This window comes from Cycloclasticus pugetii PS-1, from assembly GCF_000384415.1.
GTDB lineage: Bacteria > Pseudomonadota > Gammaproteobacteria > Methylococcales > Cycloclasticaceae > Cycloclasticus > Cycloclasticus pugetii.
Window position 1 is genome coordinate 1,284,219 of the sequence record NZ_ARVU01000001.1, and the last position, 26,825, is coordinate 1,311,043.

25 protein-coding genes and 1 tRNA gene are annotated in these 26,825 nt (G+C 42.2%); 10 read left to right on the forward strand and 16 right to left on the reverse strand.

Features of this window, described 5'->3' with window-relative positions; all coding sequences use genetic code 11:
• The first annotated feature begins 2 nt into the window (after positions 1-2).
• Complete coding sequence (locus CYCPU_RS0106205) at positions 3-659, forward strand: 3-oxoacid CoA-transferase subunit B (RefSeq protein WP_020162229.1); 657 nt, start codon at positions 3-5, stop codon at positions 657-659.
• Positions 660-706: 47 nt separating this feature from the next.
• Here the strand turns inward: CYCPU_RS0106205 and CYCPU_RS0106210 are convergent, their stop codons facing one another.
• Together CYCPU_RS0106210 and CYCPU_RS0106215 are read right to left on the reverse strand one after the other, a co-directional pair.
• Entirely contained in the window at positions 707-1,567 is an 861-nt protein-coding gene (locus tag CYCPU_RS0106210; RefSeq protein WP_020162230.1) for a fatty acid desaturase, read from the reverse strand.
• A gap of 274 nt (positions 1,568-1,841) precedes the next feature.
• Positions 1,842-2,600: an NUDIX hydrolase gene (locus tag CYCPU_RS0106215; RefSeq protein ID WP_020162231.1), complete on the reverse strand. Its 759-nt coding sequence runs from the start codon at positions 2,598-2,600 to the stop codon at positions 1,842-1,844.
• Between the two features lie 92 nt (positions 2,601-2,692).
• Between CYCPU_RS0106215 and CYCPU_RS0106220 the strand changes: the two genes are divergently transcribed.
• Genes CYCPU_RS0106220 through CYCPU_RS0106230 form a run of 3 tightly spaced genes read left to right on the forward strand, consistent with a single transcriptional unit; the run spans position 2,693 to position 5,936 of the window.
• Complete coding sequence (locus tag CYCPU_RS0106220; RefSeq protein ID WP_020162232.1) at positions 2,693-3,835, forward strand: acyl-CoA dehydrogenase family protein; 1,143 nt, start codon at positions 2,693-2,695, stop codon at positions 3,833-3,835.
• Between the two features lie 53 nt (positions 3,836-3,888).
• Positions 3,889-4,746 (forward strand): AAA family ATPase, encoded by an 858-nt coding sequence (locus CYCPU_RS0106225; protein WP_016390175.1) that lies wholly within the window; start codon positions 3,889-3,891, stop codon positions 4,744-4,746.
• Positions 4,747-4,754: 8 nt separating this feature from the next.
• Positions 4,755-5,936 (forward strand): vWA domain-containing protein, encoded by a 1,182-nt coding sequence (locus CYCPU_RS0106230; RefSeq protein ID WP_020162233.1) that lies wholly within the window; start codon positions 4,755-4,757, stop codon positions 5,934-5,936.
• 9 nt (positions 5,937-5,945) lie between these two features.
• Here the strand turns inward: CYCPU_RS0106230 and CYCPU_RS0106235 are convergent, their stop codons facing one another.
• From CYCPU_RS0106235 to CYCPU_RS0106275, 9 genes are all read right to left on the reverse strand, one after another.
• Positions 5,946-6,563, reverse strand: a complete 618-nt coding sequence (locus tag CYCPU_RS0106235; RefSeq protein WP_015006050.1) for a flavin reductase family protein — start codon at positions 6,561-6,563, stop codon at positions 5,946-5,948.
• Between the two features lie 280 nt (positions 6,564-6,843).
• Positions 6,844-7,752: an SDR family NAD(P)-dependent oxidoreductase gene (locus CYCPU_RS0106240; protein WP_015006051.1), complete on the reverse strand. Its 909-nt coding sequence runs from the start codon at positions 7,750-7,752 to the stop codon at positions 6,844-6,846.
• Between the two features lie 36 nt (positions 7,753-7,788).
• Positions 7,789-8,589, reverse strand: a complete 801-nt coding sequence (locus tag CYCPU_RS0106245; protein ID WP_015006052.1) for a crotonase/enoyl-CoA hydratase family protein — start codon at positions 8,587-8,589, stop codon at positions 7,789-7,791.
• 17 nt (positions 8,590-8,606) lie between these two features.
• Positions 8,607-9,641, reverse strand: a complete 1,035-nt coding sequence (locus CYCPU_RS0106250; RefSeq protein WP_015006053.1) for an acyl-CoA dehydrogenase family protein — start codon at positions 9,639-9,641, stop codon at positions 8,607-8,609.
• On the reverse strand, positions 9,638-10,786 hold the full coding sequence (locus CYCPU_RS0106255; protein WP_020162235.1) for an acyl-CoA dehydrogenase family protein: 1,149 nt from the start codon (positions 10,784-10,786) through the stop codon (positions 9,638-9,640). The genes CYCPU_RS0106250 and CYCPU_RS0106255 overlap by 4 nt, the downstream gene beginning before the upstream one ends.
• Positions 10,787-10,861: 75 nt before the next feature.
• Complete coding sequence (locus CYCPU_RS0106260) at positions 10,862-12,034, reverse strand: acyl-CoA dehydrogenase family protein (protein ID WP_016390170.1); 1,173 nt, start codon at positions 12,032-12,034, stop codon at positions 10,862-10,864.
• 13 nt (positions 12,035-12,047) lie between these two features.
• Complete coding sequence (locus tag CYCPU_RS0106265; RefSeq protein ID WP_020162236.1) at positions 12,048-13,193, reverse strand: CaiB/BaiF CoA transferase family protein; 1,146 nt, start codon at positions 13,191-13,193, stop codon at positions 12,048-12,050.
• A gap of 249 nt (positions 13,194-13,442) precedes the next feature.
• A complete protein-coding gene (gene amt / locus CYCPU_RS0106270; protein ID WP_020162237.1) occupies positions 13,443-16,481 on the reverse strand; it encodes an ammonium transporter in 3,039 nt (1,012 codons plus the stop codon).
• Between the two features lie 225 nt (positions 16,482-16,706).
• Positions 16,707-16,796 (reverse strand) — tRNA-Ser (locus tag CYCPU_RS0106275).
• A 198-nt stretch (positions 16,797-16,994) separates the two neighbouring features.
• On the opposite strand from CYCPU_RS0106275, the gene CYCPU_RS0106280 reads away from it, so the two are divergent.
• A complete protein-coding gene (locus tag CYCPU_RS0106280) occupies positions 16,995-17,666 on the forward strand; it encodes a Bax inhibitor-1/YccA family protein (RefSeq protein ID WP_015006058.1) in 672 nt (223 codons plus the stop codon).
• Positions 17,667-17,725: 59 nt separating this feature from the next.
• Here CYCPU_RS0106280 and serS read toward each other — a convergent pair whose 3' ends face one another.
• The 3 genes from serS to crcB are packed head-to-tail and all read right to left on the reverse strand — an operon-like array spanning position 17,726 to position 19,704.
• Positions 17,726-19,003, reverse strand: coding sequence for a serine--tRNA ligase (gene serS, locus CYCPU_RS0106285; RefSeq protein ID WP_020162238.1), 1,278 nt, complete (start codon positions 19,001-19,003; stop codon positions 17,726-17,728).
• Positions 19,004-19,027: 24 nt separating this feature from the next.
• On the reverse strand, positions 19,028-19,333 hold the full coding sequence (locus tag CYCPU_RS0106290) for a DUF190 domain-containing protein (protein WP_015006060.1): 306 nt from the start codon (positions 19,331-19,333) through the stop codon (positions 19,028-19,030).
• On the reverse strand, positions 19,330-19,704 hold the full coding sequence (crcB, locus tag CYCPU_RS0106295) for a fluoride efflux transporter CrcB (RefSeq protein WP_015006061.1): 375 nt from the start codon (positions 19,702-19,704) through the stop codon (positions 19,330-19,332). Before crcB ends, CYCPU_RS0106290 begins: the two co-directional genes overlap by 4 nt.
• 388 nt (positions 19,705-20,092) lie before the next feature.
• Between crcB and CYCPU_RS0106300 the strand changes: the two genes are divergently transcribed.
• From CYCPU_RS0106300 to CYCPU_RS0106320, 5 genes are read left to right on the forward strand one after another with little or no spacing between them, the layout of a single operon-like run.
• On the forward strand, positions 20,093-21,427 hold the full coding sequence (locus tag CYCPU_RS0106300; protein ID WP_020162239.1) for a TRZ/ATZ family hydrolase: 1,335 nt from the start codon (positions 20,093-20,095) through the stop codon (positions 21,425-21,427).
• Positions 21,428-21,436: 9 nt separating this feature from the next.
• Complete coding sequence (gene ubiG / locus CYCPU_RS0106305) at positions 21,437-22,147, forward strand: bifunctional 2-polyprenyl-6-hydroxyphenol methylase/3-demethylubiquinol 3-O-methyltransferase UbiG (protein ID WP_020162240.1); 711 nt, start codon at positions 21,437-21,439, stop codon at positions 22,145-22,147.
• A gap of 6 nt (positions 22,148-22,153) precedes the next feature.
• A complete protein-coding gene (locus CYCPU_RS0106310; protein ID WP_015006064.1) occupies positions 22,154-22,837 on the forward strand; it encodes an HAD-IA family hydrolase in 684 nt (227 codons plus the stop codon).
• 15 nt (positions 22,838-22,852) lie between these two features.
• On the forward strand, positions 22,853-24,121 hold the full coding sequence (locus CYCPU_RS0106315; RefSeq protein ID WP_016390164.1) for a DNA recombination protein RmuC: 1,269 nt from the start codon (positions 22,853-22,855) through the stop codon (positions 24,119-24,121).
• Positions 24,114-24,866: an SDR family NAD(P)-dependent oxidoreductase gene (locus tag CYCPU_RS0106320; protein WP_020162241.1), complete on the forward strand. Its 753-nt coding sequence runs from the start codon at positions 24,114-24,116 to the stop codon at positions 24,864-24,866. Before CYCPU_RS0106315 ends, CYCPU_RS0106320 begins: the two co-directional genes overlap by 8 nt.
• On the opposite strand, the gene CYCPU_RS0106325 is transcribed toward CYCPU_RS0106320, so the two are convergent.
• Positions 24,854-25,972, reverse strand: a complete 1,119-nt coding sequence (locus CYCPU_RS0106325) for a cysteine desulfurase family protein (RefSeq protein WP_016390162.1) — start codon at positions 25,970-25,972, stop codon at positions 24,854-24,856. The two genes, CYCPU_RS0106320 and CYCPU_RS0106325, sit on opposite strands and share 13 nt — an antisense overlap.
• A gap of 14 nt (positions 25,973-25,986) precedes the next feature.
• Positions 25,987-26,775 (reverse strand): serine O-acetyltransferase, encoded by a 789-nt coding sequence (gene cysE / locus CYCPU_RS0106330; RefSeq protein ID WP_015006068.1) that lies wholly within the window; start codon positions 26,773-26,775, stop codon positions 25,987-25,989.
• Positions 26,776-26,825: the final 50 nt, after the last annotated feature.

Sequence of the window (26,825 nt, forward strand, 5' to 3'; positions counted from 1 at the left end):
AAATGTCATTAAATCGTGACCAAATTGCCATGCGTGTGGCTCAAGAGTTAAAAGATGGCTACTACGTTAATCTTGGTATTGGTATTCCAACCCTAGTGGCTAACTATGTGCCTAGTGATATTGAAGTGATGCTGCAATCAGAAAACGGCTTGCTGGGAATTGGCCCCTACCCGACCGAAGAGCAAGTGGATGCTGATATGATCAATGCCGGTAAAGAAACCGTGACAGCGGCTTTAGGCGCCTCAATTTTCTCATCGGCAGAAAGTTTTGCAATGATTCGAGGCGGCCATGTGGATCTAACCGTACTGGGGGCTTTTGAAGTTGATCAACAAGGTAATATTGCCTCTTATATGATTCCAGGCAAACTCGTTAAAGGAATGGGCGGCGCGATGGATTTAGTCGCTGGCGCCGAGAATATTATCGTTACTATGAGCCATGCAGATAAACGCGATAATTCCAAATTATTGGAAAACTGTACATTACCCTTAACAGGCGCTGCTTGTGTTAAGCGCGTCGTTACCGATTTAGCAGTCATGGACATTAAAGAAGGCGCTTTTCACTTAATTGAACGAGCGCCTGGTATTAGTGTTGAAGAAATTAAGCAAAAAACTGCCGGTAGATTAGTCGTGCCGGCTCATGTGCCAGAGATGCCATTTTAAGAAACATCTATAGCAAAACGGTTAATCAATAAGACCCCACCCGCCCTTTAATTTGGCTCAGAAGCAGGCTTTTTGCTTGGGTTAAACAAGTTAGCATCCTCATGATGGTTCTTGTGATACAAAGTACCAAAACTCACCATATTCATTAACTTATGCCAGACCTTAGTATTAAGGTTTACTGCCGCGTTACCGCCCTCTTCATTGTATGGGTGCGTGTAATAGTTGATAACATAATATAGCCACCATGCTGAAATAAAAATAGGCATCCAGATTGCTGCAAACAGCGTTGGTCCAAAAACGAGCAACCAAAAGAGGGGGATGCCTGCCAATAAAAGCGCTCCAAGAACCATCGTTAAAATATAGATTCGCTTTGGTAAATGATGCAATTCAAGGTGTCTTGCATCAAGATATTCAACAGTGCTTTTTTGCATGTTGTTTGCATAAGGCCAAAATGCTTTGCCCTGAGGGCAATGTGGATCTTTATTAGAATCATCAGTATGCTTATGATGATAGTAATGCACCATCTTCCAACCGAAATAATTCGTTCTCACTAGCAAACTAATCACTTCCCCCACACAAGTGTTTAACCAACGTGGCTTAAGGGTTGAATGGCTAGCATTATGCAACAAGGCAGCACTAGCAATTCCAACAGAAACAGTAATAGGCAATAGACATACTAAATAAAGCGTCGTTTCTAGTGGCGTTGGAGACAATAGAATAGCTGGAATAATAGCCAACAACATAGCATCTAAACGCAATGTTAGCGTTAAACTTATCATCAGCACAGGCATCAACCAGTCCCCCGAATACGAAGGTAGAAGCATGAAAATCGCAACCCATAATAAGGCCGCCCAAACAACAAAATACTGCAACATAAAATATGGCTTATCGAAAAAACTATGAAACATGCTGTCCCCACTATGAACTCTAAAGATTAGAGATTGTATCCTAACGAAATGGATAAACAAAAAATATTAACGACCCCTCTTCAGTAATATACCCCTATGGACTTTAGTTTTTCAGCATATGACACAATTTTCAAAGCCTCAGTTAGACTCTGTTAAGAATTTTTCACTTATTCGCCTACTCCTTATCAGCGCATGATCGTTTGGGTCCATGCCCTATATAGGTTTTGTGACGACGAGTCAAAAACTAATATATATTTTTATTCCAAATTAAACCTCAAGCTTTGGCCTTATAAAGAGAGTATTCAACAACCCCTTCTGGCAAATGAATAGTGACGGAGACTGGCTTGCCTGCTTCGTCAACGTTTAGAAGCGGCTCAATGATTGGAACATTATTCTGTTTTTTAGCAAACGCTAAAACATCACTTACTTTTTTGAAGGTCGATAAGCGCTTAAGTTGAACATGTGTTACTGGCATTAACTTAACCTCGCCTTGCTCATAAAGCGATAAAATCTCTTCAGGCAACGCCCAGCAAGACGAGTCAGTTTCTATATTGTCATGACTAACTTGGTGACCCATTGAGCCTTTGGCTATAAAAAAACGTGTATCAAAACGCTTAGGTGTACCATCGGGAGCTATCCAATGGTCATAAAAAATAACCCTGTCTAAATCTAGCGATGCACGGTGCTCCCTTAACAAGCTCTCAAAACTCACATCACCTTTATGCAGTTTTTGACGTAATGCTGCGTTAACCTGAATATCATCATTTCTCGTAGCAGCAAGGATGCCCGCCTCCTCTAAGGTTTCACGAATAGCCGCTATTTTATAAGCGTGTATCGATAAATCAGTGTCATTTGTATAAAAACAAAGGTTATTATTTAACCTAAGCTGTTTATCTTGCTCATCAACAACACCGCCGGGAAAAACATAAGCCCCTGCTGCAAAACCTGTTGTTTCGACCCGGCGTAACATACAAACTTCTGGGCCTTTTTTTGTATCCCTTAACATGATTAGTACAGCAGCTTCTCTGATCATTTCAGCCTATTATTTTCAATTGTTAATCATTCGCTTTATAACGCCATAAAGACCATACTATAACAAGTGTTAGATAGGTCACAGGATTGAGTATGAACAATGAAAATGAACAGTTAATCTTAGATGCAGTTGATAAGTTTTTAATAAAAATAAAACCATCTGTACGTTCATTAGAAGCAAACGATGAATACCCCGATGATATTGTAGAAGGAATGAAAGAAATGGGCTTATTTGGTGCTGTTATTGACCCACAATACGGTGGCCTTGGTCTCCCCGTCTCGACTTATGCAAAAATTGTAGAACGCGTTGCCAGCGTATGGATGTCTTTAACGGGTGTGTTTAATTCCCATCTGATTATGGCCATGTCTGTACAACGGTTTGGAACTGAAGAGCAAAAAAACAAATGGCTACCGTTATTTTCCTCGGGTGAGATACGCGGCGCATTAGCACTCACCGAGCCGAACTGCGGAACTGACCTTCAAGCCATTAATACTGTGGCGAAACGTGAAGGTGATAACTACATGATTAATGGCTCTAAGGCTTGGATTACCAACAGCCTGCATGGTAGTTGTTTTGCTCTGTTGGTAAAAACCAATGCCGCAGCCAATCCTGCACATAAAGGCATGAGTCTTTTTATCGCCCCCAAAGGTGAAGGTTTTGTAATGGGTAGTCAACATAAAAAACTCGGTTATAAAGGCATAGATACCGCTGAATTTTTTCTAGATAACTACCAACTACCAAAGGAAAACCTGATTGGCCTGCAGGAAGGGCATGGCCTACAGCATGCCTTAGGTGCGTTAGCCTTAGGCAGAATCAACGTCGCATCACGTGGTATTGGTGTCGCCTCTGCCGCACTAAAAGACTCTATTAAATATTCACAACAACGTAAAACCTTTGGTAAACCCATTTGCCAGCATCAATCCATTCAAATCTATTTAGCTGATATGGCCACACGGGTCGAAGCGGCTCGTCTGCTCGTACAATCTGCCGCAACCGCATTTGACCGAGGTGAGCGCTGCGATATGGAAGCTGGCATGGCTAAGTTATTTGCCACAGAAGCGGCGATGGAGAACTCTGCCGAAGCATTACGCATACATGGTGCGTATGGCTACTCAACCGAATTTAATGTAGAACGATATTATCGGGATGCGCCACTACTCGCCATCGGCGAAGGCACGAATGAGCTTCAACGGATTATTATTGCTAAGCAACTGATCGAGAAAAATCCGCTTTAAATTGTCTTACAACCCTCTACAATATAGATTTTTCAGATTTAACACGTAATTTTATGAGCAACAAACAATTTGAAAGTACCAGTAACTACATTGCCACAGAAGAACTGAGTATGGCAGTTAACGCGGCTATCACACTGGAACGCCCTTTATTAATAAAAGGCGAGCCGGGTACCGGTAAAACGCAACTCGCTCTTGAAGTAGCTAAATCCTTAGATGCACCGTTAATTGAATGGCATATAAAATCCAGCACAAAAGCGCACCAAGGCTTGTATGAATACGATGCGGTCTCGCGTCTTCGCGATTCTCAATTAGGTGATGATCGTGTGCACGATATTAGCAATTACATTGTTAAAGGTAAGGTCTGGGAAGCGTTTGCCTCAGATAAGCGTGCGGTATTATTGATTGATGAAATTGATAAAGCGGATATTGAATTCCCAAATGACCTTTTGCAAGAACTCGATCGTATGGAATTCTTCGTGTACGAAACGCAAGAGCTTGTTAAGGCAAAAAATAGGCCTCTCATCATTATCACCAGCAATAATGAAAAAGAACTACCTGATGCCTTTCTAAGGCGTTGCTTCTTCCATTACATTCGTTTCCCCGAGCTAGAAACAATGCAACAAATTGTTAATGTTCACTTCCCTAATCTGAAAAAAGATCTACTGGCTGAAGCACTCGGTATATTTTTCGATGTACGAGAGATTGCTGGCTTAAAAAAGAAACCTTCTACCTCTGAGTTGCTCGACTGGATAAAACTACTGTTATCTGAAGAGCTAACCGCTGATACATTACGCGAGGCGAATACTAATAATATTCTGCCAAAGCTACACGGGGCACTATTAAAAAACGAGCAGGATGTCCACTTATTCGAACGCATCGCGTTTATTAACAGGCGTAAACAAGAGCAGTAATAGCTTATATGTTTATTTCTTTCTTTTTCAGCCTGCGCAAGGCCGGTTTACCGGTCAGCATTACAGAACTGCTTAGTTTACTGAGCGCCCTTGATAAGCGACTTGCCAGTTTTAACATTCAAGCTTTTTATTATTTATCGCGCACTGCTTTAGTAAAAGACGAGCGTTATTACGACCGATTTGACCAGGTATTTGCCGAGACATTTAATGGGCTTGAGTACGACCACGCATTAGAAGATGTCTTTAATCAAATTCCTGAAGAGTGGCTTCGCAAACAAGCCGAAAAACTACTCAGCGAAGAAGAGAAACAAAAAATCCAATCGCTGGGAGGTTGGGAAGAATTAATGAAAACGCTTAAAAAGCGTTTAGAAGAACAAAAAGAAGAGCACCATGGTGGCAATAAATGGATTGGAACTGGTGGTACATCGCCTTTTGGTGCTTATGGTTATAACCCTGAAGGTGTACGTATAGGGCAAGATGAGTCTCGCCATCGTCGAGCTACCAAAGTATGGGATAAACGAGAATTTAAAAATTTAGACGACAGTGTTGAACTAAACACTCGAAACTTAAAAGTAGCCTTACGAAAACTTAGAAAATTTGCCCGCCAAGGATCTGCTGAAGAGTTGGATCTAGACTACACCATTCGTTCTACTGCATCCAATGCCGGTTATTTAGACATTAAAATGGTGCCTGAACGCCACAACGCCATTAAAGTATTATTGCTATTAGATATTGGCGGCTCAATGGATGACCATATTCGTATTTGCGAAGAGCTTTTTTCTGCCAGCAAAGCTGAATTCAAGCATTTAGAGTATTATTATTTCCATAATTTCACCTATGAATACCTTTGGAAAGATAATACACGCCGATTTGATGAGGCCACCCCTACCGCTGAGGTGATTAACCGCTACCCCAGTGACTACAAGCTTATTTTTGTTGGCGATGCCAGTATGAGTCCGTATGAAATTACCTACCCTGGCGGCAGTGTAGAACATTGGAACGAAGAAGCGGGCGCCGTTTGGTTCCAGCGACTGTTAGCCGCATTCCCTAGCAATGCTTGGCTTAACCCAGATGCCGAACAAAACTGGGATAGACGTCAATCTAACCGCCTCGTTCGACAGCTAAACGCCGAGAAGATGTTCCCCTTAACGATTGGCGGCCTAGATAGCGCGATCAAGTCGTTGCTTTAATAATAAAGCCTATTTATCCGCCTTATAAACCGGTTGCTTCATCTCAAAAAGATTATCAACATGGCAGTAACTATGCCCACCTAAACGCCCCACCACATCAAGCCCTTTCATATCAACGTAACGACCATCATAGAGCTCATCGTTAATATGGCAATAAACCACCTCTGCGATCACTAATCCACACTCTCGCCGGGTTCCTTCGTTAATCGGCACCACTTGCTTTAAACGGCATTCAAGGCTAACCGGAGACTCAGCAACACACGGTGGCGTTATCAACTCAGAAGGCATTGTGTTTAGACCGGCCAGTTCAAATTCATTCACTTCTGTTGGGTATTCAGCGGCTGTTTTATTCATCGCTTCGGCAATATCGCTATTAACAAGGTTTACAACAAACTCACCCGTTTCTTCAATATTCACCAAGCTATCTTTTGACTTTGCGCCGGCAAAACGTGCAATCGATACGCTAATAGTCGGCGGCACATAACAAACACCATTAAAAAATGAAAAGGGTGCCAAGTTTAAAATACCCTCTTTAGATTGTGATGATATAAAGGCAATTGGCCTAGGGGCCACCACTGCTTTTAAAATATTGAAAAATTTATCATGCGTCTTTGGGTCAATTTTCATCTTAAATCCTTCGTTTAACTTTTCATCTTAATAATTCTAGCATCAACTAATTTGCCAATCTGCTGAATAACTTGTCAGCTGCAATACTGTTAATCACTGAAAGATTGCACCCTGTTCAATCTTTTCAGTATTAATACAGCCTTTGCTTAAATTTCCAAGTAATTCTAGTTATGGCTTTAAATCCCCCCATTAAAAAACGCTTGTATAAGCAAATAGTTAGCATAAGCGTTTTGATTAATGGGGTTGCTGTCAGTTCATTAACGTCAAAGCCGTGTTTTCTTTATACCGGATCCCAAGAAAACACATCAGGCGAACGCTCTAGAGGGTAGAAACTACTTTTCAATGCAGGAATTGCATGCTCTGAAATGGTTTGTGGCGTCCAACCTTCTGATCGATGAGTAGAGCGTAATGGTCTGGACTGTCCCATCAAGAAAACTTCATTATTACGCACCGCAAAAATCTGCCCAGACACTTCACTGGCCTCATCACTGGCTAAGTAAACAGCCATTGGAGCCACCTTATCGGGTGTCATTTCTTTTAATTTATCAACTCGGGCTTGTTGTTCTGGTGTATCAACAGGGATCGCTCCAATCATTCGGCTCCAAGCAAAGGGGGAAATACAATTAGAACGCACGTTATAACGCTGCATGTCTAATGCAATACTTTTAGATAACGCAGCAATACCAGCTTTTGCGGCAGAATAATTTGCTTGACCAAAATTACCGATTAAACCGGATGTTGATGTCATAAATACAAAACTACCGCTTTCCTGTTGTTTGAAATGTTTCGCAGCAAAATGAGCCGTATTAAAACTACCATTCAAATGAACATTAATCACCGCGTTCCATTCTTCAGGTGACATTTTATGAAAAATTCTATCGCGCAAGATACCGGCATTATTAACAACGGTGTCAATCCGACCAAAGTTATCGATAGCCGCTTGGATCATAGCCTCTGCACCATCAAGCTCTGCAACATTATCACCATTAATTACCGCCTCACCACCCGCAGCACGGATAGTTGAAACGACTTCCTCTGCTGGGCTTTCGCCAGTTTCTTCTCCACCAACGCCGGCACCTAAGTCATTAACAACCACTTTTGCGCCTTCTTGCGCCATCATTATCGCCATTGCTCGGCCAATACCTCGACCTGCTCCAGTAATTAGTACTACCTTATCTTTCATTATCATTTTATTGTCTCCAATTTTGTTGTTTTCTAACCTAGCTTATCGGCCTTTAAATTCACCCTGGCGTTTATCAAATATTGCATTCATTGCCTCTCGGTGGTCATCGGTACGATGCGATACCGCTTGCATAACAGCAGCCGTTTGTAAGTGCGTATCCAAATCGGTTTGTTGCCCCTCGCGTATTAACTGCTTGGTCATCCGAACCGAAACAGGTGGATTAACCGCAATTCGTTTCGCCAGCGCCATTGCTTCATCGATCAACTTATCATCTGCGACGACTTTTGAAACAAGTCCAAATTTCAACGCTTCTTGGGCATCAATCGGGTCACCTGTAAAAGCCATTTCAGAGGCTTTTGCCAAACCAACAGCTCGTGGTAATAACCACGAACCACCATCACCTGGAATAATGCCTAATTTAACAAAGCTTTCAGCAAACCGAGCACTTTCAGCAGCAATTCGCATATCGCACATACAGGTAAGGTCGCAACCCGCACCAATAGCTGGCCCATTAACCGCCGCTATAATAGGAACATCTAACGCTTGAAATGCACGTGGTATTCGCTGAATACCTTCGCGGTACCACGTGGCTAACTCGTGGGGCGTTTTATCTGATTCGGTCATTTCGGCACGAATCTTTTTAACATTACCACCTGATGAAAAGGCAGGCCCGTTACCCGTTAAAATGATCACCCTTATTTGGCTGTCTTTTTGTGCTTGTTCGGCCAATGATACTAAGTCATCAATCATTTTATTGTCTGTTATCGCATTACGTGTATCAACACGGTTCATACGCCAAACAGCAATGCCATCTGTTACTTCAGTTATTACTTCTGTTATCACTATTGTTTCCTTAATTGTTAACCTGTTTGCGTTGTTAACCAACTCCATAAACTATCAGTATCAAGCGCGAAGCACTGCTGACCTAATTTTGCAGACCAATAGGCCTCATTGCCATACTCATCACGCCAAGACCATAGTCGACGTGTACTCAGTTGTAATGGGTATTCTTGCGTAAATCCAATCGCGGCATGTACTGCATGAGAAGTTTTTGCTGCATAACCGGCGGCTTCTCCCGCCGTGATTTTTGCACAAGCAATCAACTCCCATTCTTGTTCTGTGTTTAAGTGATCTATAGCGGCATCAACAGCGCAAATAGCGGCACTGGTCATTTCAGCTAAAACGGCCATTTGTTGCTGAACTGCTTGAAATTTACCAATAGGCCGGCCAAATTGTGATCGCTCATTAGCAAAATCAACGGTCATTTCTAATACCCGTTGCAACGTACCTGTTATTTGGGCCGCGCGACAAAGTGCAAACCATGATTCAAGCTGTTTGAGACTCATCGCCTGTACATCGCTTGCATTATCCAGCAAGCTAGCTTTAAAGGTCACATCATCACGTGGCTCACCAGCCATATTCTGACCAGCATTAATCGTTATATCCTGAGCTTTAACAAGGCTCAACTGTGTTTTATTATTCTGAGTAAAAATAACCACTATCGATGCTGCATGACGCGCCCAAGGGATTCCATATAAATGGATATCAGGCTGCTCGTTGAACGGTGCATCAAGTATCACAGGGATAATCAATTCATCGCTAAATTCTGCGCCTGACTTAAGCGATAAATAAACGCCCATTAACGCTTCAGCAACCGGCAACGACACGTTGTAGTACCCAGCTAACCTCATTAATACACACCCAGCTTCAAGGCCAAGGCCCGCACCACCATCCTCTTCAGATAACAACGTTGTTAACCAACCATCTGCCAAGAAATCTGCCCAAAGTACTTCTGGAAACTGTCCTGTTTCCATTAACTCATGACCGTTAGTTGTTGAAAAGTCGTCAAAAAGACGGGTTGCTGACTCTTCAATTAATTGAGCAACTTCGTTCATCGTAACCCCAAACCTCTGGCAATAATGCCACGTAAAATTTCACGCGTACCACCACGTAATGAAAAAGATGGCGCTTTTAGTATTGATTCAGATAATAAGCGCGCAACGCCGCCGTTTGCAGTTGGGCGCGCTTCGGTTGCTAAAATCAATCGCATGGCTTCAGGAAGCTCTTGTTCGAACGAGGTCCCTAAATCTTTAACTACCGATGCTTCGTTAACCGGTAATTTGCCTTCTTGTAGTTGATTCGCGACCGATAAAGACATTTGGCGTAACACCATTAAGCGCGCTACAAATTGACCAATAACGGGTTCTGCTTGGTGCGTTAGATTCGCATCACGTAGTTCTTTAATCGCCGCTTCAAGTAGTTGATAACTGCTTAAAAAACGTTCTGGCCCGCTTCGCTCAAATGCTAGCTCGGCCACTACTTGACCCCATCCTTCGTTGACCTTACCTACCAGTCGATTATCTGGCACAAATACATCATCAAAGAAAATTTCATTAAAATGCGCCTCTCCGGCCAACGTAACAATGGGCCGAACCGTAATACCTTCATGCTTCAGGTCAACAATTAGTTGACTCATACCATGGTGGCGATCATCCGATACTGGCGCCGTTCTACATAACGTGATCATTTGGTGACAAACATGCGCCCAACTGGTCCAAATTTTGGAACCATTGATAAGCCAACCGCCCTCTACTTTCTGTGCACGAGTTTTAATCGACGCTAGATCTGAGCCGCTATTAGGCTCACTCATTCCAATGGCAAAAAAGCACTCCCCTTTTACAATTTTAGGCAAAAAGTGTTGTCGTTGCTCTTCGGTACCAAAACGCAATAAAAGTGGCCCGCTTTGACGATCTGCCACCCAATGGGCACCAACTGGTGCGCCCGCTGCGAGTAGTTCTTCAATAACTACATACCGCTCAAGATAACTGCGACCGCCACCACCGTATTCAGTGGGCCAGGTCATACCCAACCATCCTTTTGCAGCTAGGGCGCGACTAAGTTCGGGGTCACAAATAGACCATGAATCAATGATATTTGAAACATTAAAAGCACCATAGTTTTTTAAAAAAGAACGAACTTCATTCCTTAAAGCTGCTTCCTTTTCACCCGTTAAAAGGGGTTTAAAATTTAATTTTTTCATATGCTATAGACAGGGCTTAGGCTCTATAAATATTTTGGTTCAAAGGCTGAAACCCTATAGACTTGCTGTCTATTTTTAGTAAGATTTAGGCATGCCCAGTACATGTTGGCCAATGTAGCTTAAAATCATATTGGTTGAAATAGGTGCTATTAGATACAAACGCGCTTCACGCCACTTTCTTTCAATATCGTATTCTTTAGCAAAAGCAAAACCACCGTGAGTTTGCATACATGCCTCTCCGGCGTTCCAAGCAGCCTCAGCACATAGCATTTTTGCCATATTAGCCTCGGCTCCACAGGGTTCGCCCGCTTCAAACAGTGCTGCTGCTTTTCTTGCCATTAACTCAGCGGCCTCAATTTCAGCATAGGCTCTAGCTATGGGAAACTGAACACCTTGGTTTTTACCAATTGGCCCACCAAATATTTTGCGTTCGCTGGCATAGTTTTTGGCTCGTTCAATAAAAAATCGTGCATCACCTATACTTTCTCCGGCTATGATCACTCGCTCAGCATTCATACCACTCATGACATACCGAAAACCCTTACCTTCCTCACCAATCAGTGAATCAGCAGGAATTTCCATATTATCGAAAAAAACTTCCGTTGTATTATGGTTAATCATGGCGTCAATCGCACGAATTTCCATGCCATTACCAACAACATCACGCATATCGACTAAGAAAATAGACATCCCATCAGTAGGTTTTGACACCTCTTCTAAAGGCGTAGTTCTGGCGAGTAATAACATCAAATCTGATTGAAAGGCACGGCTAGTCCATACTTTTTGGCCATTAACGATATATTTATCGCCTTTCTTTACCGCTTTCGTTCTGAGTTTTGTCGTATCAGACCCTGATGTAGGTTCTGTTACACCAAATGCTTGAAGTCTTAATTCACCTGTTGCAATTTTTGGTAAATACTTTTGCTTTTGTTCTTCGCTACCATGCCTTAAAACCGCGCCCATAATATACATTTGAGCATGACAAGCCGAGGCTGAGCCACCCGATGCATGAATCGTCTCCATAATGACAGCCGCTGCGCGCAATGGTAGCCCAACACCGCCGTATTCCTCAGGAATCAAAGCTGATAAAAAGCCCGATTCGGTCAAGGCATTAACAAATTCTTCAGGGTATGCACTGTCGGCATCTAGTTTTCGCCAATATTCGCCCGGAAAGTCAGCGCAAATCTTACTAACGGCATCACGAATATCAGCGTAGTCATTGCCTAGTGGAATGGAAATCTCTTTCATGTATCTTTCTCCGTTAATTTTTATAGGTGTCGTTATCAGCACCTAAGGCAGGCGCTTCATTTTGTAGCGGTGGCCGCTGGCCGTTAAACTTCATTGGCAGACCCACTAGCTTCATTGCATGTTCAACTGATTCTTGAACAATGCCTAATGATTGCGTTTGCGGGTCGTTTAATACCTCATCAACCAATTGAATTGGCGAATTAGGAATGCCTACATCATCTAATTTTTTCTGCCAATGAGAACGAGGTTCTTTTATTAAAATCTCTGTCATTCGACGATTCAATTCAACCTTATTCTCAAAGCGTTTAGGATTGGTTTCAAAATGCGCTTCATCCGCCCAAGCCGGGTTCCCCATAACACCTTTCAACAAATCAAATAATTTATTATTTGGCGCAGCTACCACAAGATAACCATCTGAACACTCATAGGCTTGATAAGGCGAAATACCTTGCACGCCAGAACCTTGCGGTGTTGGCAGGCTTCCTGTCGCGTGATACCCAGCCATGTGATAAGTCATCCAACTTAGTGCTGTTTCGTACAAAGCCGTATCAACGACACAACCTTCCCCCGTTTTTTGGCGGTTAAACAAGGCAGAAATAATAGCAATAGAACACCACATACCTGTTCCCATATCGATGGCTGACGTCCCTATTCGTACAGGGGGACGGCCTTCTTCACCATTTAAGCTCATTAAGCCGCTATATGCTTGCATTAATGGGTCGTAACCCGGTTTATCAGCCATTGGCCCAGTTTCACCAAATGCCCAAATATTACAATATACAAGCTTAGGGTTTTCCTTGCGCATTTCTTCAGCTCCAAGCCCAAGGCTAGTCACTTTACCCGGACGCATGTTTTGCAACACAACATCCGCCTTAGTGACTATTTCATTTCGAAGCCAAGCTTTATCTTCAGGGTCTTTCAAATCTACAGTGACTGATTTCTTATCCCTATTCAATGCTTGAAACATTGCAGAGGTACCATTCCAAAATGGAGGCCCCCAATGACGACAATCATCACCACGACCTTCTGGTTCAACTTTAATCACTTCTGCCCCTAAAGCGGCTAAAATCCATGTACCAAAGGGAGCGGCTACGCTAGTCCCAATTTCATATACGCGAACTCCACTTAATGGCAGTTCGATTTCTTGCTTATCCGACATTTTGTTCCTAGTGTGTATTGAAAAACCATAGTGTATGGTTGAAAAAAACGAGGCATAAAGCCTCGTTGGTAAATAGCACTGAACGCCATCTAACGCTTGTTATAATACAATAACTTTGTATATTATAAAAACAAATAATTGACTCAACATTAATGTCAAAACGTTAAGCCTCGACCTAAATGGTTAAACACCAATGTGACACTGCTTTGAAACAAAATATTTCGAGTCATTACTACTGTTAACCAGCCATTAAGGCCTTTTTAAAAGGACCTCAACATCACTAGCAGGTAGTGGCCTACTGTATAGGTAGCCCTGATAAATATCACAGCCTTGCTGTTGTATAAATTCTAACTGCTCTAGCGATTCAACACCTTCAGCTACTATTTTAAGCCCTAAACTTTTAGCAAGTGAAATAATCGCCATACAAATAGCGGCATCATCAGGGTTATAAGCGCACTCATTAATAAATGAACGGTCAATTTTCAATACATCAATTGGAAATTTCTTCAAATAACTTAACGATGAATACCCCGTACCAAAGTCATCCACAGATAATTTAATACCCAACTTTTTTAACTCGGTCATCGTTGCAATACTACTATCAGTATCGCCGGTTAAAGCATTTTCGGTTATCTCCACCTCTAATAGGCTTGGGTTAAGTTGATACTGATGCGCCAACGCTTTTATAAATAACGACAGTGACTCATCATGTAAATGAAAACCTGAAATATTGACAGCGACCGGCAATAACTCATAACCTGCCTTACGCCATTCAACTAACTGACGTGCAACTTCGGTTAGCACCCACTCACCAACATCAACAATCAAACCAGATGATTCAACAACCGGAATAAAATCTCCTGGGGGAATCAAGCCAAACTCTGGGTGCAACCAACGTAATAACGCTTCAAAACCTACAACTTCGTTCGTTAAACACGATACTTTAGGTTGGTAATTTAATAGTAATTGATTTTGAGAAATAGCATCAGGAAGGTCAGCTTCAATTTGAATTCGTTTACGTACAAACAGCCCCATTTCCTCGGTATAAAAACAAAAGTTGTCCCTACCCAATTTTTTTGCCTGATACATGGCAACATCAGCGCACTGTAGTAAACGATCCGCTGATCGTTCACCATCAACCGAAAAAGCGACCCCAATGCTTGTTAACACATTTAGCGTATGCCCAGGCAGTTCAACCGTTTCACGCATTACATGAAGAATTTCTGTTGCTTTACTATTAATAGCTTCCTCATCCAAGGCACCACTTATCGCCACAACAAACTCATCGCCACCCCAACGACCCACCAAGTCATTACCACGTACTACTCCACTGAGTCTCTTACCCACCTCACAAAGCAATTGATCGCCTACCTTATGGCCAAAAACATCATTCACTTTTTTAAAGCGGTCTAAATCTAAAAACATTAACGCCACCACTCCAGCATGAGATTTATGGTAATTAATTCGTCTTTCAAGCTCACGAATAAAGGCGGCTCTATTATATAAACCAGTTAGCGAATCATTAAACGCTAAGGTTTCTAAACGTTTTTGTAACTTAGTTTGTTCACTCAAATCGCGAATATGTAGCGTATACTCCAATGGTTCACTCGCTATGCTAACCGTTCGAGTCACTACTACTTCGGCAGGAAAAGATTCTCCGTCATAGCGTTGTAATTCTGTCATATTCCTACGCTCCAGAACCCACCCACTGGTTAGCAAAAAGCCCTCGTCTAAACTCGCTGAATTTAACTCCTGAACCCGGTCTTTAGTAAACAGCTTAAAAAAGCTACGGTTAATAATCGCACCCGCTGTTTGACCAAAGCAACGCTCTGCCGCAGGATTAAAGCTTTGAATCCTGCCTTTCGAATCAATGCCAATAATGCAATCCATTGCTGCATCTAAAATAGCACCCTTTCTACGTTCACTTTGTTTAAATGCTAAGAAGGCCTCATCTCGCTGTTTAATTTCTTCGTTAACCTGGTCAATAACGTGATTATATTTTTCGGCTATTTGCCCCACCTCGGTATAGGGCTCAACGGCTACTTGAGTTGAAAAATCTGCTTTTTCCTGCTGTTTATGCATGGCGCTTAGCAAGTCAAAAACTTCGGTGCTTATATTATGTTCAGCAACATTTAGGCCTCTTAACTCATCTTGCTCACTGACTCTTAACGAGTAAACCTTGTTAACCAAACTAAATACTACATATGCAAGGCCAAAACTATAAAAACCAACACTGACGACCCCAATTAATTGGGTCCCTAATTGTTCCCACACTGAAAGATCATTTTGAAGTTTAGCCGGCAGCGCAAAAAAAGGTAACGCGATTGTTCCCCAAACCCCAGCAAATAAATGAACAGGCACTACGCCAATAGCATCATCGATTTTCTTATCGGCCAGGTACTTCTCACCAAAAAAAACAACTGAGCCGGCAACGGCGCCAATCATGACAGCCCCTCCTGTGCTCACAATATGACAACTGGCGGTAATAGACACTAAACCACCTAGAACACCATTAATTATTTGATCAACCTCAATATAATGTTCTGCACGAAGCTTTAACATCGTCGCAACCACCCCACCGGCTAAAGCAGCAAGGCATGTATTTAATAAAATAAGTGGAACTGAGTTATTCCAAGCTAATGTACTGCCGCCATTAAAACCAAACCAGCCCAGCCAAATTAATAAACAACCCAATATAGCTGTTGGGATACTACTACCTGGAATAGCGCTAGCGCTGCCGGTAAATCGCCCTATACGAGGCCCAATAACTAATACTGCCGCCAGTGCTACCCAACCACCCACAGAATGCACAACGGTTGAACCCGCAAAATCAACGAAGCCAATTTTTTCAAGCCAGCCTATCGGCTCACCCGTAATGATTCCTGCCCAAGCCCAATGACCAACAAAAGGGTAAATAAACAGTGCTATTGTCACCGTTACTACCATATACCCCATAAAACTCATCCGCTCAGCGACGGCGCCAGAAACTAACGTCGCAGCCGTGCCACAAAACATCATTTGGAATAAGAATATTGCGATGAGTTTTGTATCTGCTGGTTCAGCGAATGCAAAATCAGACCATCCAAACAAGCCCCACTGGCTACTTCCAAACATTAAACCGAATCCAAACAACCAGTACAGACTACTCGACACGATAAAGTCACTAATATTCTTGGCCGCAACATTAATGCTATTTTTACTTCTAACAAGTCCGCTTTCTAAACACAAGAAACCGGCTTGCATAACAAACACCAAAATGGTCGATACTATTACCCAGACAATATCCAAACTCTAAATCCCCTTTATGTTTACCTCTTGCGCGCGGCCAAAGGATGTTCGATTTAATAGTATCAGAACCTCTATGTGCTTTGTAGTCGGCCACAACGATGATTTTAGTTTTGTAGATAGGCTTTTTTAGTAGAAAAAACAAACTGACTGTCCGTATTTCTAATGGTTTACTTTTTGTTAAGGCATAAAAAAAGCCCTACGTATCAGATACATAGGGCTTTTGAATGGCGGAGAGACAGGGATTCGAACCCTGGAAGGGTTTGACCCCTTGCCGGTTTTCAAGACCGGTGCATTCAACCGCTCTGCCATCTCTCCAGTTTTAAGCGATTATATTGAGAGCAATCATTAAATGTTTTGCTTTCAAGCCGCGCATATTACTTAAGTCTGAGGATTTTTTCCAGCGGAATTGTTAAAAGACTTGAAGTATTTTATTGAATACGTAAGATTGAACCTTCTATGCGGTACAGAGTCATATCTGTTGAGCATTTTTTAATTATCAATGAGGTATTTTAAGTGAACCAATTTAATCAATCTATTTCTCGTAGTGAAGAGAGTATTTTAGCTACCAATAAGGTGTTAAAAAACACCTATATGCTACTTGCCATGACATTACTCTTTAGTGCAGGTACTGCTGCATTATCAATGAGCTTAAACCTTCCACACCCTGGGTTGATCATTACATTAGTCGGCTACTTTGGCTTACTATGGCTAACAACAAAATTTAGAAATAGCTCTATGGGTATTGTTTGCGTATTTGCTTTAACCGGCTTTATGGGAATAACACTCGGCCCTATCCTTAATATGTATATCAGTGCCTTTTCAAACGGTCATGAGCTGATCATGACATCGTTAGGCGGCACAGGTGTTATTTTTCTAGGCTTATCTAGCTACGCACTAACCACTAAAAAAGACTTTAGCTTTATTTCTGGTTTTTTAATGGTGGGTATTTTAGTGGCTTTCTTAGCAGGCATTGGCGCTATGATCTTTAACATCCCTGCTTTATCTTTGGGTGTTTCTGCTATGTTTATTATGTTGATGTCCGGCATGATTCTTTATCAAACTAGCGAAATTATTCATGGTGGTGAAACCAACTATATTATGGCAACCGTGTCGCTATACATTAGTTTATTCAACTTATTCACTAGCCTTTTACACATACTCGGTGCAGTAAGTGGTCGTGAGTAGTCTTTAGCTTTACCCATAAAAAAAGCCCCTTTTAGGGGCTTTTTTTATGCTTCGATTATTTACAACGTAATCGAGGTGACTTTTCCCATATAAGGTTGTAAAGCATCAGGGACTTTAATGGACCCATCGGCTTGCTGATAATTCTCCATCACGGCAATTAACGTCCGACCTACCGCTAAACCCGAACCATTAATCGTATGCACTAACTCTGGTTTACCTGTTTCTGGGTTACGCCAGCGCGCTTTTAACCGGCGTGCTTGAAAATCATTAAAATTACTACACGATGAAATTTCGCGATACGCCTCTTGACCAGGTAACCAAACCTCAAGATCATAGGTTTTTGTTGCCGAAAAGCCAGTATCACCTGAGCACAACAACATGAGGCGGTAAGGCAAGTTCAACGCTTGCAAAATACTCTCTGCATGTTGAGTTAACTGTTCATGAGCCTGTTCAGAATCAGACGCCTTGACCACTTGAACCAACTCAACTTTTTCAAACTGATGTTGGCGAATCATGCCTCTTACATCCCTACCATAGGCGCCTGCCTCACTTCTAAAACAAGGCGTATGGGCAACAAACTTTAGCGGCATTTGGTCTGCAGCGATAATCTCATCACGCACTAAATTCGTAACAGGCACTTCTGCCGTTGGAATTAAATAATACGGCGAGTCGTCTGAAATTTTAAATAAATCTTCTTCAAACTTAGGTAACTGCCCCGTTCCTAACAAACTGTCTTTATTAACAAGGTATGGCACATACGTTTCTCTATACCCATGCTGATCGACATGCATATCTAACATAAACTGCGTCAATGCACGTTGAAGCCTAGCTAATGGACCCGATAGGGTAACAAAACGTGAACCCGCTATTTTTGCACCGGCTTCAAAATCTATTCCCGCCAATGATTGACCCAAATCCACATGGTCTTTAACGTCAAAATCGTACTGCGGTATCACGCCCCATTTACGAAGCTCAACGTTATTCTCTTCATCTTTACCGAGTGGTACATCATCAGCAAGAATATTGGGTAATGAGAGCTGAATAGCCTGCAATTTAGATTGGATTCCCTGTAATTCCGTTTCAGCGGCTTTTAACTCATCACCTAATTGAGAAACACTGTCTAATAAAGGCTGAATATCTTCGCCTTTGGCTTTCGCCATGCCTATCGACTTGGAGCGTTTATTACGTTCGTTTTGTAAGTTTTGAGTTTTCACTTGAATATCTTTACGCTGTGTTTCAAGCGCATTAAATACCTCTAGATCCAAATCAGCACCATGACGTTGCATGACTGTTTTCACTTCTTCAGGGTTGTTTCTTAAAAGCTGTGGGTCAAGCATGTAGCTTTCCTTTTTAAATTTAGTTTAGTGGTGGTGTTCAGCTAACCAACTAAGGGTTTGACTGACATTGAAGTTTTCTTTTACATGTTTAATTGCCATCAACACTTTTTCTGATTGATCAAAAAATTCAATGGTAACAGGCAAATCAAACGACAAATCAATTAACGACGAGTCATGCATCTTTCCAGATAAGCCATAGCCCTCAACGCCTCTATAAGCCGTTGCGCCAGAGATGCTTTCATGATCATGAAGGTATTGCATAATTTTATTAAGCTGATGATCCGCTTCGGTTAAATAAATTCGAGCGATTCTGACTGATTCTGTTTTCATAATTGCCTCGCGATTAGCAGGCCAACCCAAGCAGCTAGCACGCATAAAATGACGCTAGCTAAAACATTAACAATGGCCTTTATTACATAACCTTGCTCAATTAAATTAATGGTCTCTATTGAGAAGGTAGAAAATGTTGTAAACGCACCCAAAAAGCCAACCAATAACACTGCTCTTACTTCGGGTGAAACCGACAAACGCTGCAAAAATAGTTCGTACAACAGTCCCATTAATAACGAACCAATAACATTAACAACCAAGGTTCCATAAGGGAACCCACGGCCAAGCCAGCTATATATGCCCGTCGATACAATAAAGCGCATCACTGCGCCGACTGATCCACCTGCTGCTATTGCCAGAAGTTGAGCCATTAAATTACCATTAATGCTAATTAATTAAAGCCTTCATTTTACTGTCATCTGGCGCTTCAAGCACCTTTTTTTCGGTCACAATCGTTAATATTTGGCTCAACTCATGGCACGTTATCAATTGTTAGCACTCTGTCTTCACTAATGCCTCGCCAAAAACCCAGCTTTTAATACAAAAATCGCCGCTGAACCAAAAAGCTACTATCAGGCGCTAACAACACTTTTGAGCCTACTTTTTTATCAAATGGCTAGGGCTTGCGTACTGTTTAGATCTAGCTATACTTTATTATCACGTCATGACTGCTGGCCCTATTTAACACTTACTATTATCGCGTCATCTAGCTGAGCGAATGGCGCCCTATATTAACGTTTCTGGTTTCATCACTTAATTATGCAAGTAAGTCTTCAAATTAATGCCCGCTGGGTTATCACCGTAGATGCTGACGATAACGTTTTAGAAAATCACGCTGTTATCATTCAAGACGATATTATTATTGATGTTTTACCTCAACAAGATGCGAAGAAATACAGCCCCGTTGAACTAATAGAATGTAACGATCACGCCTTAGCACCCGGTTTTATAAATGCGCACACCCATGCGGCTATGAGCCTCTTAAAGGGCCTTGCTGATGATTTACCGCTAAACGAATGGCTAAACGACCACATCTGGCCTGCTGAAACAGCTTTAGCCGATAGTGATTTTGTCAAAGACGGTACTGAGCTTGCCATTGCAGAAATGATTAGGGGCGGCACAACCTGTTTTAATGACATGTACTTCTTTATCGACCAGACTGCAACTGCCGTCTCGAACACGGGTATAAGAGCATGTCTTGGTATTCCGGTTATAGATTTCCCAACGCGTTGGGCTAAAGACTTAAATGAATATATCAGTAAAGGCCTTGCAGTTCATGATCACTTCCGTAGCAATGAACTCATTCATTTTACCTTTGCCCCGCACGCCCCTTATACCGTTTGTGATGATTCTTTAAAAACCATTCAACCCATCATGGATGAACTGGGCTTGGCGATGCATATTCATTTACACGAAACAGAAAATGAAGTCGAACAGTCAATTGCCAAACATGGTGTAAGCCCTATCGCACGATTAAACAATCTTGGCCTATTAAACCCCGACTTAATGGCCATACATATGACCCACCTAAGCGCCACCGATATTCAGTTAATCGCCGAACACCGCGTTAATGTTATACATTGCCCCGAATCAAACTTAAAACTTGCCAGTGGTTTTTGCCCTGTTGATGAATTAATCACGTCAAATATTAATATTGCTATTGGAACAGACGGTTCGGCTAGCAACAATGATATTGATATGTTGGGTGAAACCAAAACGGCTGCGCTGTTAACCAAAGGCCGCACTAAACAAGCAGATGCATTACCCGCAAAAACTGCTTTGCGTATGGCTACCATAAACGGCGCGAAAGCCCTACGATTAGATAAAAAAATAGGCTCCCTTGAAATTGGAAAACAAGCCGATATGTTCGCAATAAATCTTAATAGCATTGAAACTCAACCTATTTATGATGTTATTTCTACACTGATTTATTCTGCAAACCGCTCTCAAATTACTGATGTATGGGTTGCTGGCCAACGTTTAATGCAAGATCAGCAATTAACCACCCTGGATGAAGCCCAGCTAATTGAAAAAGTAAAACACTGGCAAAGAAAAATTAACCCGTTTCATCATCAACCCAATAAAGCGGTGTAAAATAATCAAATGACGCAGACTAAAGACAATGTAAACCCAAGTGAAATCGAAAAATTTAGCGCTATGGCTTCCCAGTGGTGGGACACCGAGGGCAACTTTAAAACACTGCATCAAATTAACCCGTTACGTCTTAACTTAGTTGATAAAACAGTTTCGTTGTCCGGCAAAGATGTTTTAGATGTTGGCTGTGGCGGCGGTATTTTATCTGAGTCAATGGCGCTTAAAGGCGCTAATGTAACGGGTATTGATTTAGGCAAAGAACTGCTAGACGTTGCTGACCTTCATAGTTTAGACAGCGGTGTTTCCGTCAATTACCAGCACATCAGTGTTGAAGCATTGGCCAGCCAAAAACCGGAGCAATTTGACTGTGTTACCTGCATGGAAATGCTCGAACATGTTCCTGACCCGGTAGCAATTATTAACGCGTGTTCAACACTCATTAAACCGGGCGGCTACGTTTTCCTATCCACCCTAAATAGAAACCCAAAGGCCTACCTATTATCCATTATCGGTGCCGAATACATCCTCGGCATGATGCCCAAAGGCACACATGATTATGCCAGCTTCATAAAACCTTCCGAACTAGCCTTATGGGCACGACAAGCAGGTTTAACACTGGAAGATAGCCGAGGTATTGAATACAACCCTTTTAACAAGTCCTTCTCTATGTCCGATGACATCAGTGTGAATTACATTTGCGTCTTTAAAAAGACGGTCTAAACCATTATGTCCATTGCAATGCATGATTGGCAAGTCGATGCGGTTTTATTTGACCTTGATGGCACCTTAGTCGATACCGCGCCAGACCTTGCCGCCGCATTAAATGTCGCCTTAGTACAAAACAATCAGCCAGCGTTACCTTATGAAACGATACGGCCTATCGTCTCAAACGGTGCTAATGGTTTAATAGAGCTCGGCTTTGGGTCTGCCCTATCCAGTGACCAGCATGAAAAAATTAAAGCATCCTTACTTGGCCATTACCAACAAAACATTGCTAATGAATCAACACTATTTGATGGATTTGAAGACAGCTTACTGTTTCTTGAAAAACATCAAATCCCTTGGGGTATTGTGACGAATAAACCAGCCTATTTAACACTGCCCCTCTTAGAGAAATTAGCGCTAATTAATAGAGCCAGTTGTATCGTTTGCGCTGATCAGGTCAACCACCCAAAACCACACCCCGAATCTATTTTATTAGCCTGTAAACAGCTGGATGTTTTACCCATGAACGCACTCTATCTTGGTGATGCAGAACGTGATATTCGTGCAGGTCGATTAGCTGGCCTAAAAACAATAGCCTGTACCTTCGGTTACATTCCAGACAGTATTGACTTTAATGACTGGCAAGCTGATAGATATATTGATAAACCCGCCGATTTATTAACATCTCTACAACCCTTACTCTAAGCGCATCAATTAATCATGGCTGGCATTAACGATATTTTTTTCCTTTTAGGTGGCATCGTCATAGGCCTTATTGGCGGTTATTTGCTCATGTTACGCACTAACACAGCACTTAAAAAAGAATTACTGACGCATGAAACACGCCAAGCCATTGAAAAGGAGTTAAGAGAAAAAACGAAGGCCGATGAAGACAGTATGATGCAAAACTTTCGCGATAGTTTTTCTGCCTTATCCAGCCAAGCATTACGAGACAATAATGAAGAGTTTCTAAAACTTGCTAGAGAAAACTTTAGCAAACAACAAATGACCGTCGAAACGCGCTTAAATGAAAAAGAGAGAGCCTTTAGCGAGATGGTCTCCCCGATTAAAGAGATACTTAAACAAACCGATGAACAACTCAAAAAACTAGAGGCCGATCGACAACAAACTCACGGCTCAATCAGTCAATATTTACAAAATATGACTGAAACCCAGCACCAGTTACACAGTGAAACACGAAATCTTGTTCAAGCCCTAAGACGGCCTGAAGTCCGTGGCCAATGGGGCGAACTAACCTTAAAGCGTCTTGCCGAATTAGCCGGGCTGGTAGAGCACTGTGACTTCTTTGAACAAGAAAACTTAAACACCCAAGAAGGTGCTATGCGACCTGATATGATCATTCGCATGCCAGACCAACGCGATATTGTTGTTGACGCTAAAACACCTCTTGACGCCTATCTATCGGCTACCGAACAAAGCAAAGATGGCGAACGAAAAGCACACCTTATCCGACACGCAAAGCAAGTAAGGGATCGAGTCAAAGAGCTATCGAAAAAGGCTTATTGGTCACAGTTTAAAAATACACCCGACTTCGTTGTTCTCTTTATACCCGGCGACCAATTTCTTAGTGCCGCCTTAGAGCAAGACCACTCACTACTTGAAGATGCACTCGCTCAACACGTTATCTTAGCAACGCCCACCAGCTTGGTCGCCTTACTAAGAGCAATAGCATTTGGTTGGCGCCAACAAGCCAGTAGCGAAAACGCCGAAGCGATTCGAAAACTCGGTGAAGAAATGTACTCCAGACTAACAACCTTTGTAGAGCACATCAGTAAAATTGGTAGCTCCTTAGAGAAAAGCGTAGATCATTACAACAAAGCGGTGGGCTCTTTAGAGCGGCAAGTCTTCCCGAATGCACGTAAATTTAAAGACCTTGGTATAGAAACACGCAAAACCATGTCTGAAATAGAACCCATTGAAAAAGCAACCCGAAAACCAACACCTATCAGCAATATAAAAGATGACTAAACCTATAATAATCAACCCGATAAACCTTCAGCCTCAGACGCTCAAAGATCACGTTTACTTAGTAACTGGCTCAACCGGAGGCTTAGGGCGAGAAACTGCTCTTGCACTTGCCAAACTCGGTGCAACAGTGGTTTTAACCGGCAGAAATGAAAAGAAATTAGAAGCCTTGTATGATGAAATAGAACAGGCCGGCAACCCAACGCCTGCTATTGTTCCCTTTGATTTAAGCCAAGTAGACGAAGAGCTTTACCAGCAATTAATAAAATCTATTTATAATGAATTCAAAAGGTTAGATGGTATAGTTCATGCGGCTTGTGATATGGGAATCATTGGCCCCATTGGCAGCCAAGAAGGCTCGATCTGGCAGAAAGTTCTACAGGTTAATTTAAACTCAGCCGTGTTACTAAGCAAAGTTTGCTTGCCACTTTTACATCAGGCTAAACAACCATCTATCACTTTTATTTCTGATTCCTCTGCTCGCCAAGGAAAAGCCTACTGGGGCGCATACGGTGTTTCCAAGGTGGCACTTGAATCTTTCTGCACCATGTTAGCAGATGAGCTAGAAGCGACCACTGTGGTCAGTAATGTCTTCATTCCAGGCCCCAGTATGTTACCGATTAGAAAGAAGACACATCCAGCTGAAGACGAAAAAAACCTAAGCTCGCCCACTGAATTAGCCAATAACTTGATTAACGTTATTCTTAGCGAGAAGTCTGGCCAGTGCTTTTCACATCAAGCCGACTGAGTCACAACCGACTTTAAGATTGAAACAAACTCTGCTACTTCTTGTTGAGTGTTTTGTTGCCCCAAACTTACACGAATAGCACTTAGGGCTCGCTTATCGGGCACGCCCATCGCCGTTAATACGGCGCTTGGGCTTTTACTATTGCTTGAACAGGCTGAACCACTTGAGATTGCCACGCCTTTTTGGTCAAGCTGCATCAAAAGCATTTCCCCATCAACCGATTCAATAAGCAATTGACTTGTATTGGGTAGACGGTCAACATCTGAAGCAACTACCCTCACCCCTTCAATGCCTTTAACCCCTGCTTCTAATGCTTGCTGAAGAGCTAACAAGTGCCTAGAGCGATTATCCAGCGTTTGTTGGGCTAACTCAGCTGCTCGCCCAAAACCAATAATAGCCGCAGCATTTTCAGTACCGGGCCTAATATTCATTTCTTGCCCACCACCATAAAGCATAGGCATTAACGACGTTTTTTTATCGTGAATAACCGCGCCAACACCTTTTGGGCCATAAATTTTATGACCTGATATAGACATTAAATTGACACCCAATGCATTAAAATCAACGGGTATTTTACCAACTGATTGAACCGCATCCGTATGAACAATAGCACCCTTTTCTTTAGCCAACGCAGCTAATGGTGCTATATTTTGAAGCACACCAGTTTCATTATTAGCCTGCATAATACTCACTAGGCCAGTGTCCTCGCTAAGACCACGTTTTAGTGTATCTATTGAGATCAGGCCATTATCATCAACGGCTAATTGATCAAAAAAGAAACCTTTTTTTGATAACTGGCGTATTGGCTCAACCACAGAAGGGTGCTCTGTAGCGCCCAATAAAAGGTGTTGTTTGTTCGAACAAACAGCCGCTGAGATACAAAGATTATTTGCCTCGGTTCCACCACTGGTAAAAATAACTTGCTCAGCACTCACATTAACAAGGTTAGCCACTTGTTGCCTTGCTTGTTCAATCGCTGTTTTAACCACCCGCCCGTGTCTGTGCAAACTGGAAGGGTTACCATAAAAGGTCGTTAAGAATGGCTCCATCGCTTCAAAAACAAGAGGATCTATCGGCGATGTCGCGTTATTATCAAAATAAATCATCAGTGTTCTAAATTCTAGCCTTCTTTAGCTCGCGCTTCTGGACAAGTAGAACCTGTTCCATCATCAACTGGTTCACTGTTAATTTCTTCGACCGACCGATCATCCATTCCACCACCCAATGATTTTATTTCATGGCACATGCGTTCCATTTCTTTATCCATTGTGTGGATATGCTCCAACATACTATTAATAGCTACCGCCACTGGGTCAGGTAGTTCTTGAGAGGCGCCGTATGCGTCAAAACCAATTTTTTTAGCCATCTCTTCTTGCTCAGGGCTTGGTTTAACAGAATCAGTGGTTGCAACACGACCGGGTATACCGACGATTGTGGTGTCAGCAGACACCGATCTAACAACAACCGCATTAGAGCCAATCCTGGCATTATCACCTATCTCTATCGGCCCCAGCACTTTAGCACCAGCACCTACGACCACACCATTACCTAGCGTAGGGTGTCGCTTACCCTTTTTCCAACTCGTACCACCTAAGGTCACCCCATGATAGAGCGTACAATCATCACCAATAACAGCTGTTTCGCCAACCACGACGCCCATTCCGTGATCAATAAAAAAACGCTTGCCTATCACCGCACCAGGATGTATTTCTATACCGGTTAACCAGCGTGAAAAATAAGCGATAAAACGAGAAATAAATTTTAAATTCACTCCCCACAGCCAATGATTTAAGCGATGAAGCAGGAGCGCATGAAACCCGGGGTAGGTCATGATCACTTCAATTTTGCTACGTGCCGCAGGATCCCTGTCAAAAACTATATTAATATCTTCTTTTAATTGGTTAAACATAATGCTTTTTTATTTAATAGTGACTCTATTCTAACGTGCGTGATTTTATT

Excerpts from the sequence above, each read along its gene's own strand:
- CYCPU_RS0106215 (WP_020162231.1), bottom strand. The coding sequence starts at position 2,600 with ATGATCAGAGAAGCTGCTGTACTAATCATGTTAAGGGATACAAAAAAA.
- CYCPU_RS0106225 (WP_016390175.1), top strand. The coding sequence starts at position 3,889 with ATGAGCAACAAACAATTTGAAAGTACCAGTAACTACATTGCCACAGAA.
- CYCPU_RS0106230 (WP_020162233.1), top strand. The coding sequence starts at position 4,755 with ATGTTTATTTCTTTCTTTTTCAGCCTGCGCAAGGCCGGTTTACCGGTC.
- CYCPU_RS0106250 (WP_015006053.1), bottom strand. The coding sequence starts at position 9,641 with ATGAACGAAGTTGCTCAATTAATTGAAGAGTCAGCAACCCGTCTTTTT.
- CYCPU_RS0106255 (WP_020162235.1), bottom strand. The coding sequence starts at position 10,786 with ATGAAAAAATTAAATTTTAAACCCCTTTTAACGGGTGAAAAGGAAGCA.
- CYCPU_RS0106205 (WP_020162229.1), top strand. The coding sequence starts at position 3 with ATGTCATTAAATCGTGACCAAATTGCCATGCGTGTGGCTCAAGAGTTA.
- CYCPU_RS0106220 (WP_020162232.1), top strand. The coding sequence starts at position 2,693 with ATGAACAATGAAAATGAACAGTTAATCTTAGATGCAGTTGATAAGTTT.
- CYCPU_RS0106240 (WP_015006051.1), bottom strand. The coding sequence starts at position 7,752 with ATGATAATGAAAGATAAGGTAGTACTAATTACTGGAGCAGGTCGAGGT.
- CYCPU_RS0106235 (WP_015006050.1), bottom strand. The coding sequence starts at position 6,563 with ATGAAAATTGACCCAAAGACGCATGATAAATTTTTCAATATTTTAAAA.
- CYCPU_RS0106325 (WP_016390162.1), bottom strand. The coding sequence starts at position 25,972 with ATGATTTATTTTGATAATAACGCGACATCGCCGATAGATCCTCTTGTT.
- CYCPU_RS0106210 (WP_020162230.1), bottom strand. The coding sequence starts at position 1,567 with ATGTTTCATAGTTTTTTCGATAAGCCATATTTTATGTTGCAGTATTTT.
- CYCPU_RS0106260 (WP_016390170.1), bottom strand. The coding sequence starts at position 12,034 with ATGAAAGAGATTTCCATTCCACTAGGCAATGACTACGCTGATATTCGT.
- CYCPU_RS0106300 (WP_020162239.1), top strand. The coding sequence starts at position 20,093 with ATGCAAGTAAGTCTTCAAATTAATGCCCGCTGGGTTATCACCGTAGAT.
- CYCPU_RS0106320 (WP_020162241.1), top strand. The coding sequence starts at position 24,114 with ATGACTAAACCTATAATAATCAACCCGATAAACCTTCAGCCTCAGACG.
- CYCPU_RS0106310 (WP_015006064.1), top strand. The coding sequence starts at position 22,154 with ATGTCCATTGCAATGCATGATTGGCAAGTCGATGCGGTTTTATTTGAC.
- crcB (WP_015006061.1), bottom strand. The coding sequence starts at position 19,704 with ATGGCTCAACTTCTGGCAATAGCAGCAGGTGGATCAGTCGGCGCAGTG.
- ubiG (WP_020162240.1), top strand. The coding sequence starts at position 21,437 with ATGACGCAGACTAAAGACAATGTAAACCCAAGTGAAATCGAAAAATTT.
- CYCPU_RS0106315 (WP_016390164.1), top strand. The coding sequence starts at position 22,853 with ATGGCTGGCATTAACGATATTTTTTTCCTTTTAGGTGGCATCGTCATA.
- serS (WP_020162238.1), bottom strand. The coding sequence starts at position 19,003 with ATGCTTGACCCACAGCTTTTAAGAAACAACCCTGAAGAAGTGAAAACA.
- cysE (WP_015006068.1), bottom strand. The coding sequence starts at position 26,775 with ATGTTTAACCAATTAAAAGAAGATATTAATATAGTTTTTGACAGGGAT.
- CYCPU_RS0106290 (WP_015006060.1), bottom strand. The coding sequence starts at position 19,333 with ATGAAAACAGAATCAGTCAGAATCGCTCGAATTTATTTAACCGAAGCG.
- CYCPU_RS0106265 (WP_020162236.1), bottom strand. The coding sequence starts at position 13,193 with ATGTCGGATAAGCAAGAAATCGAACTGCCATTAAGTGGAGTTCGCGTA.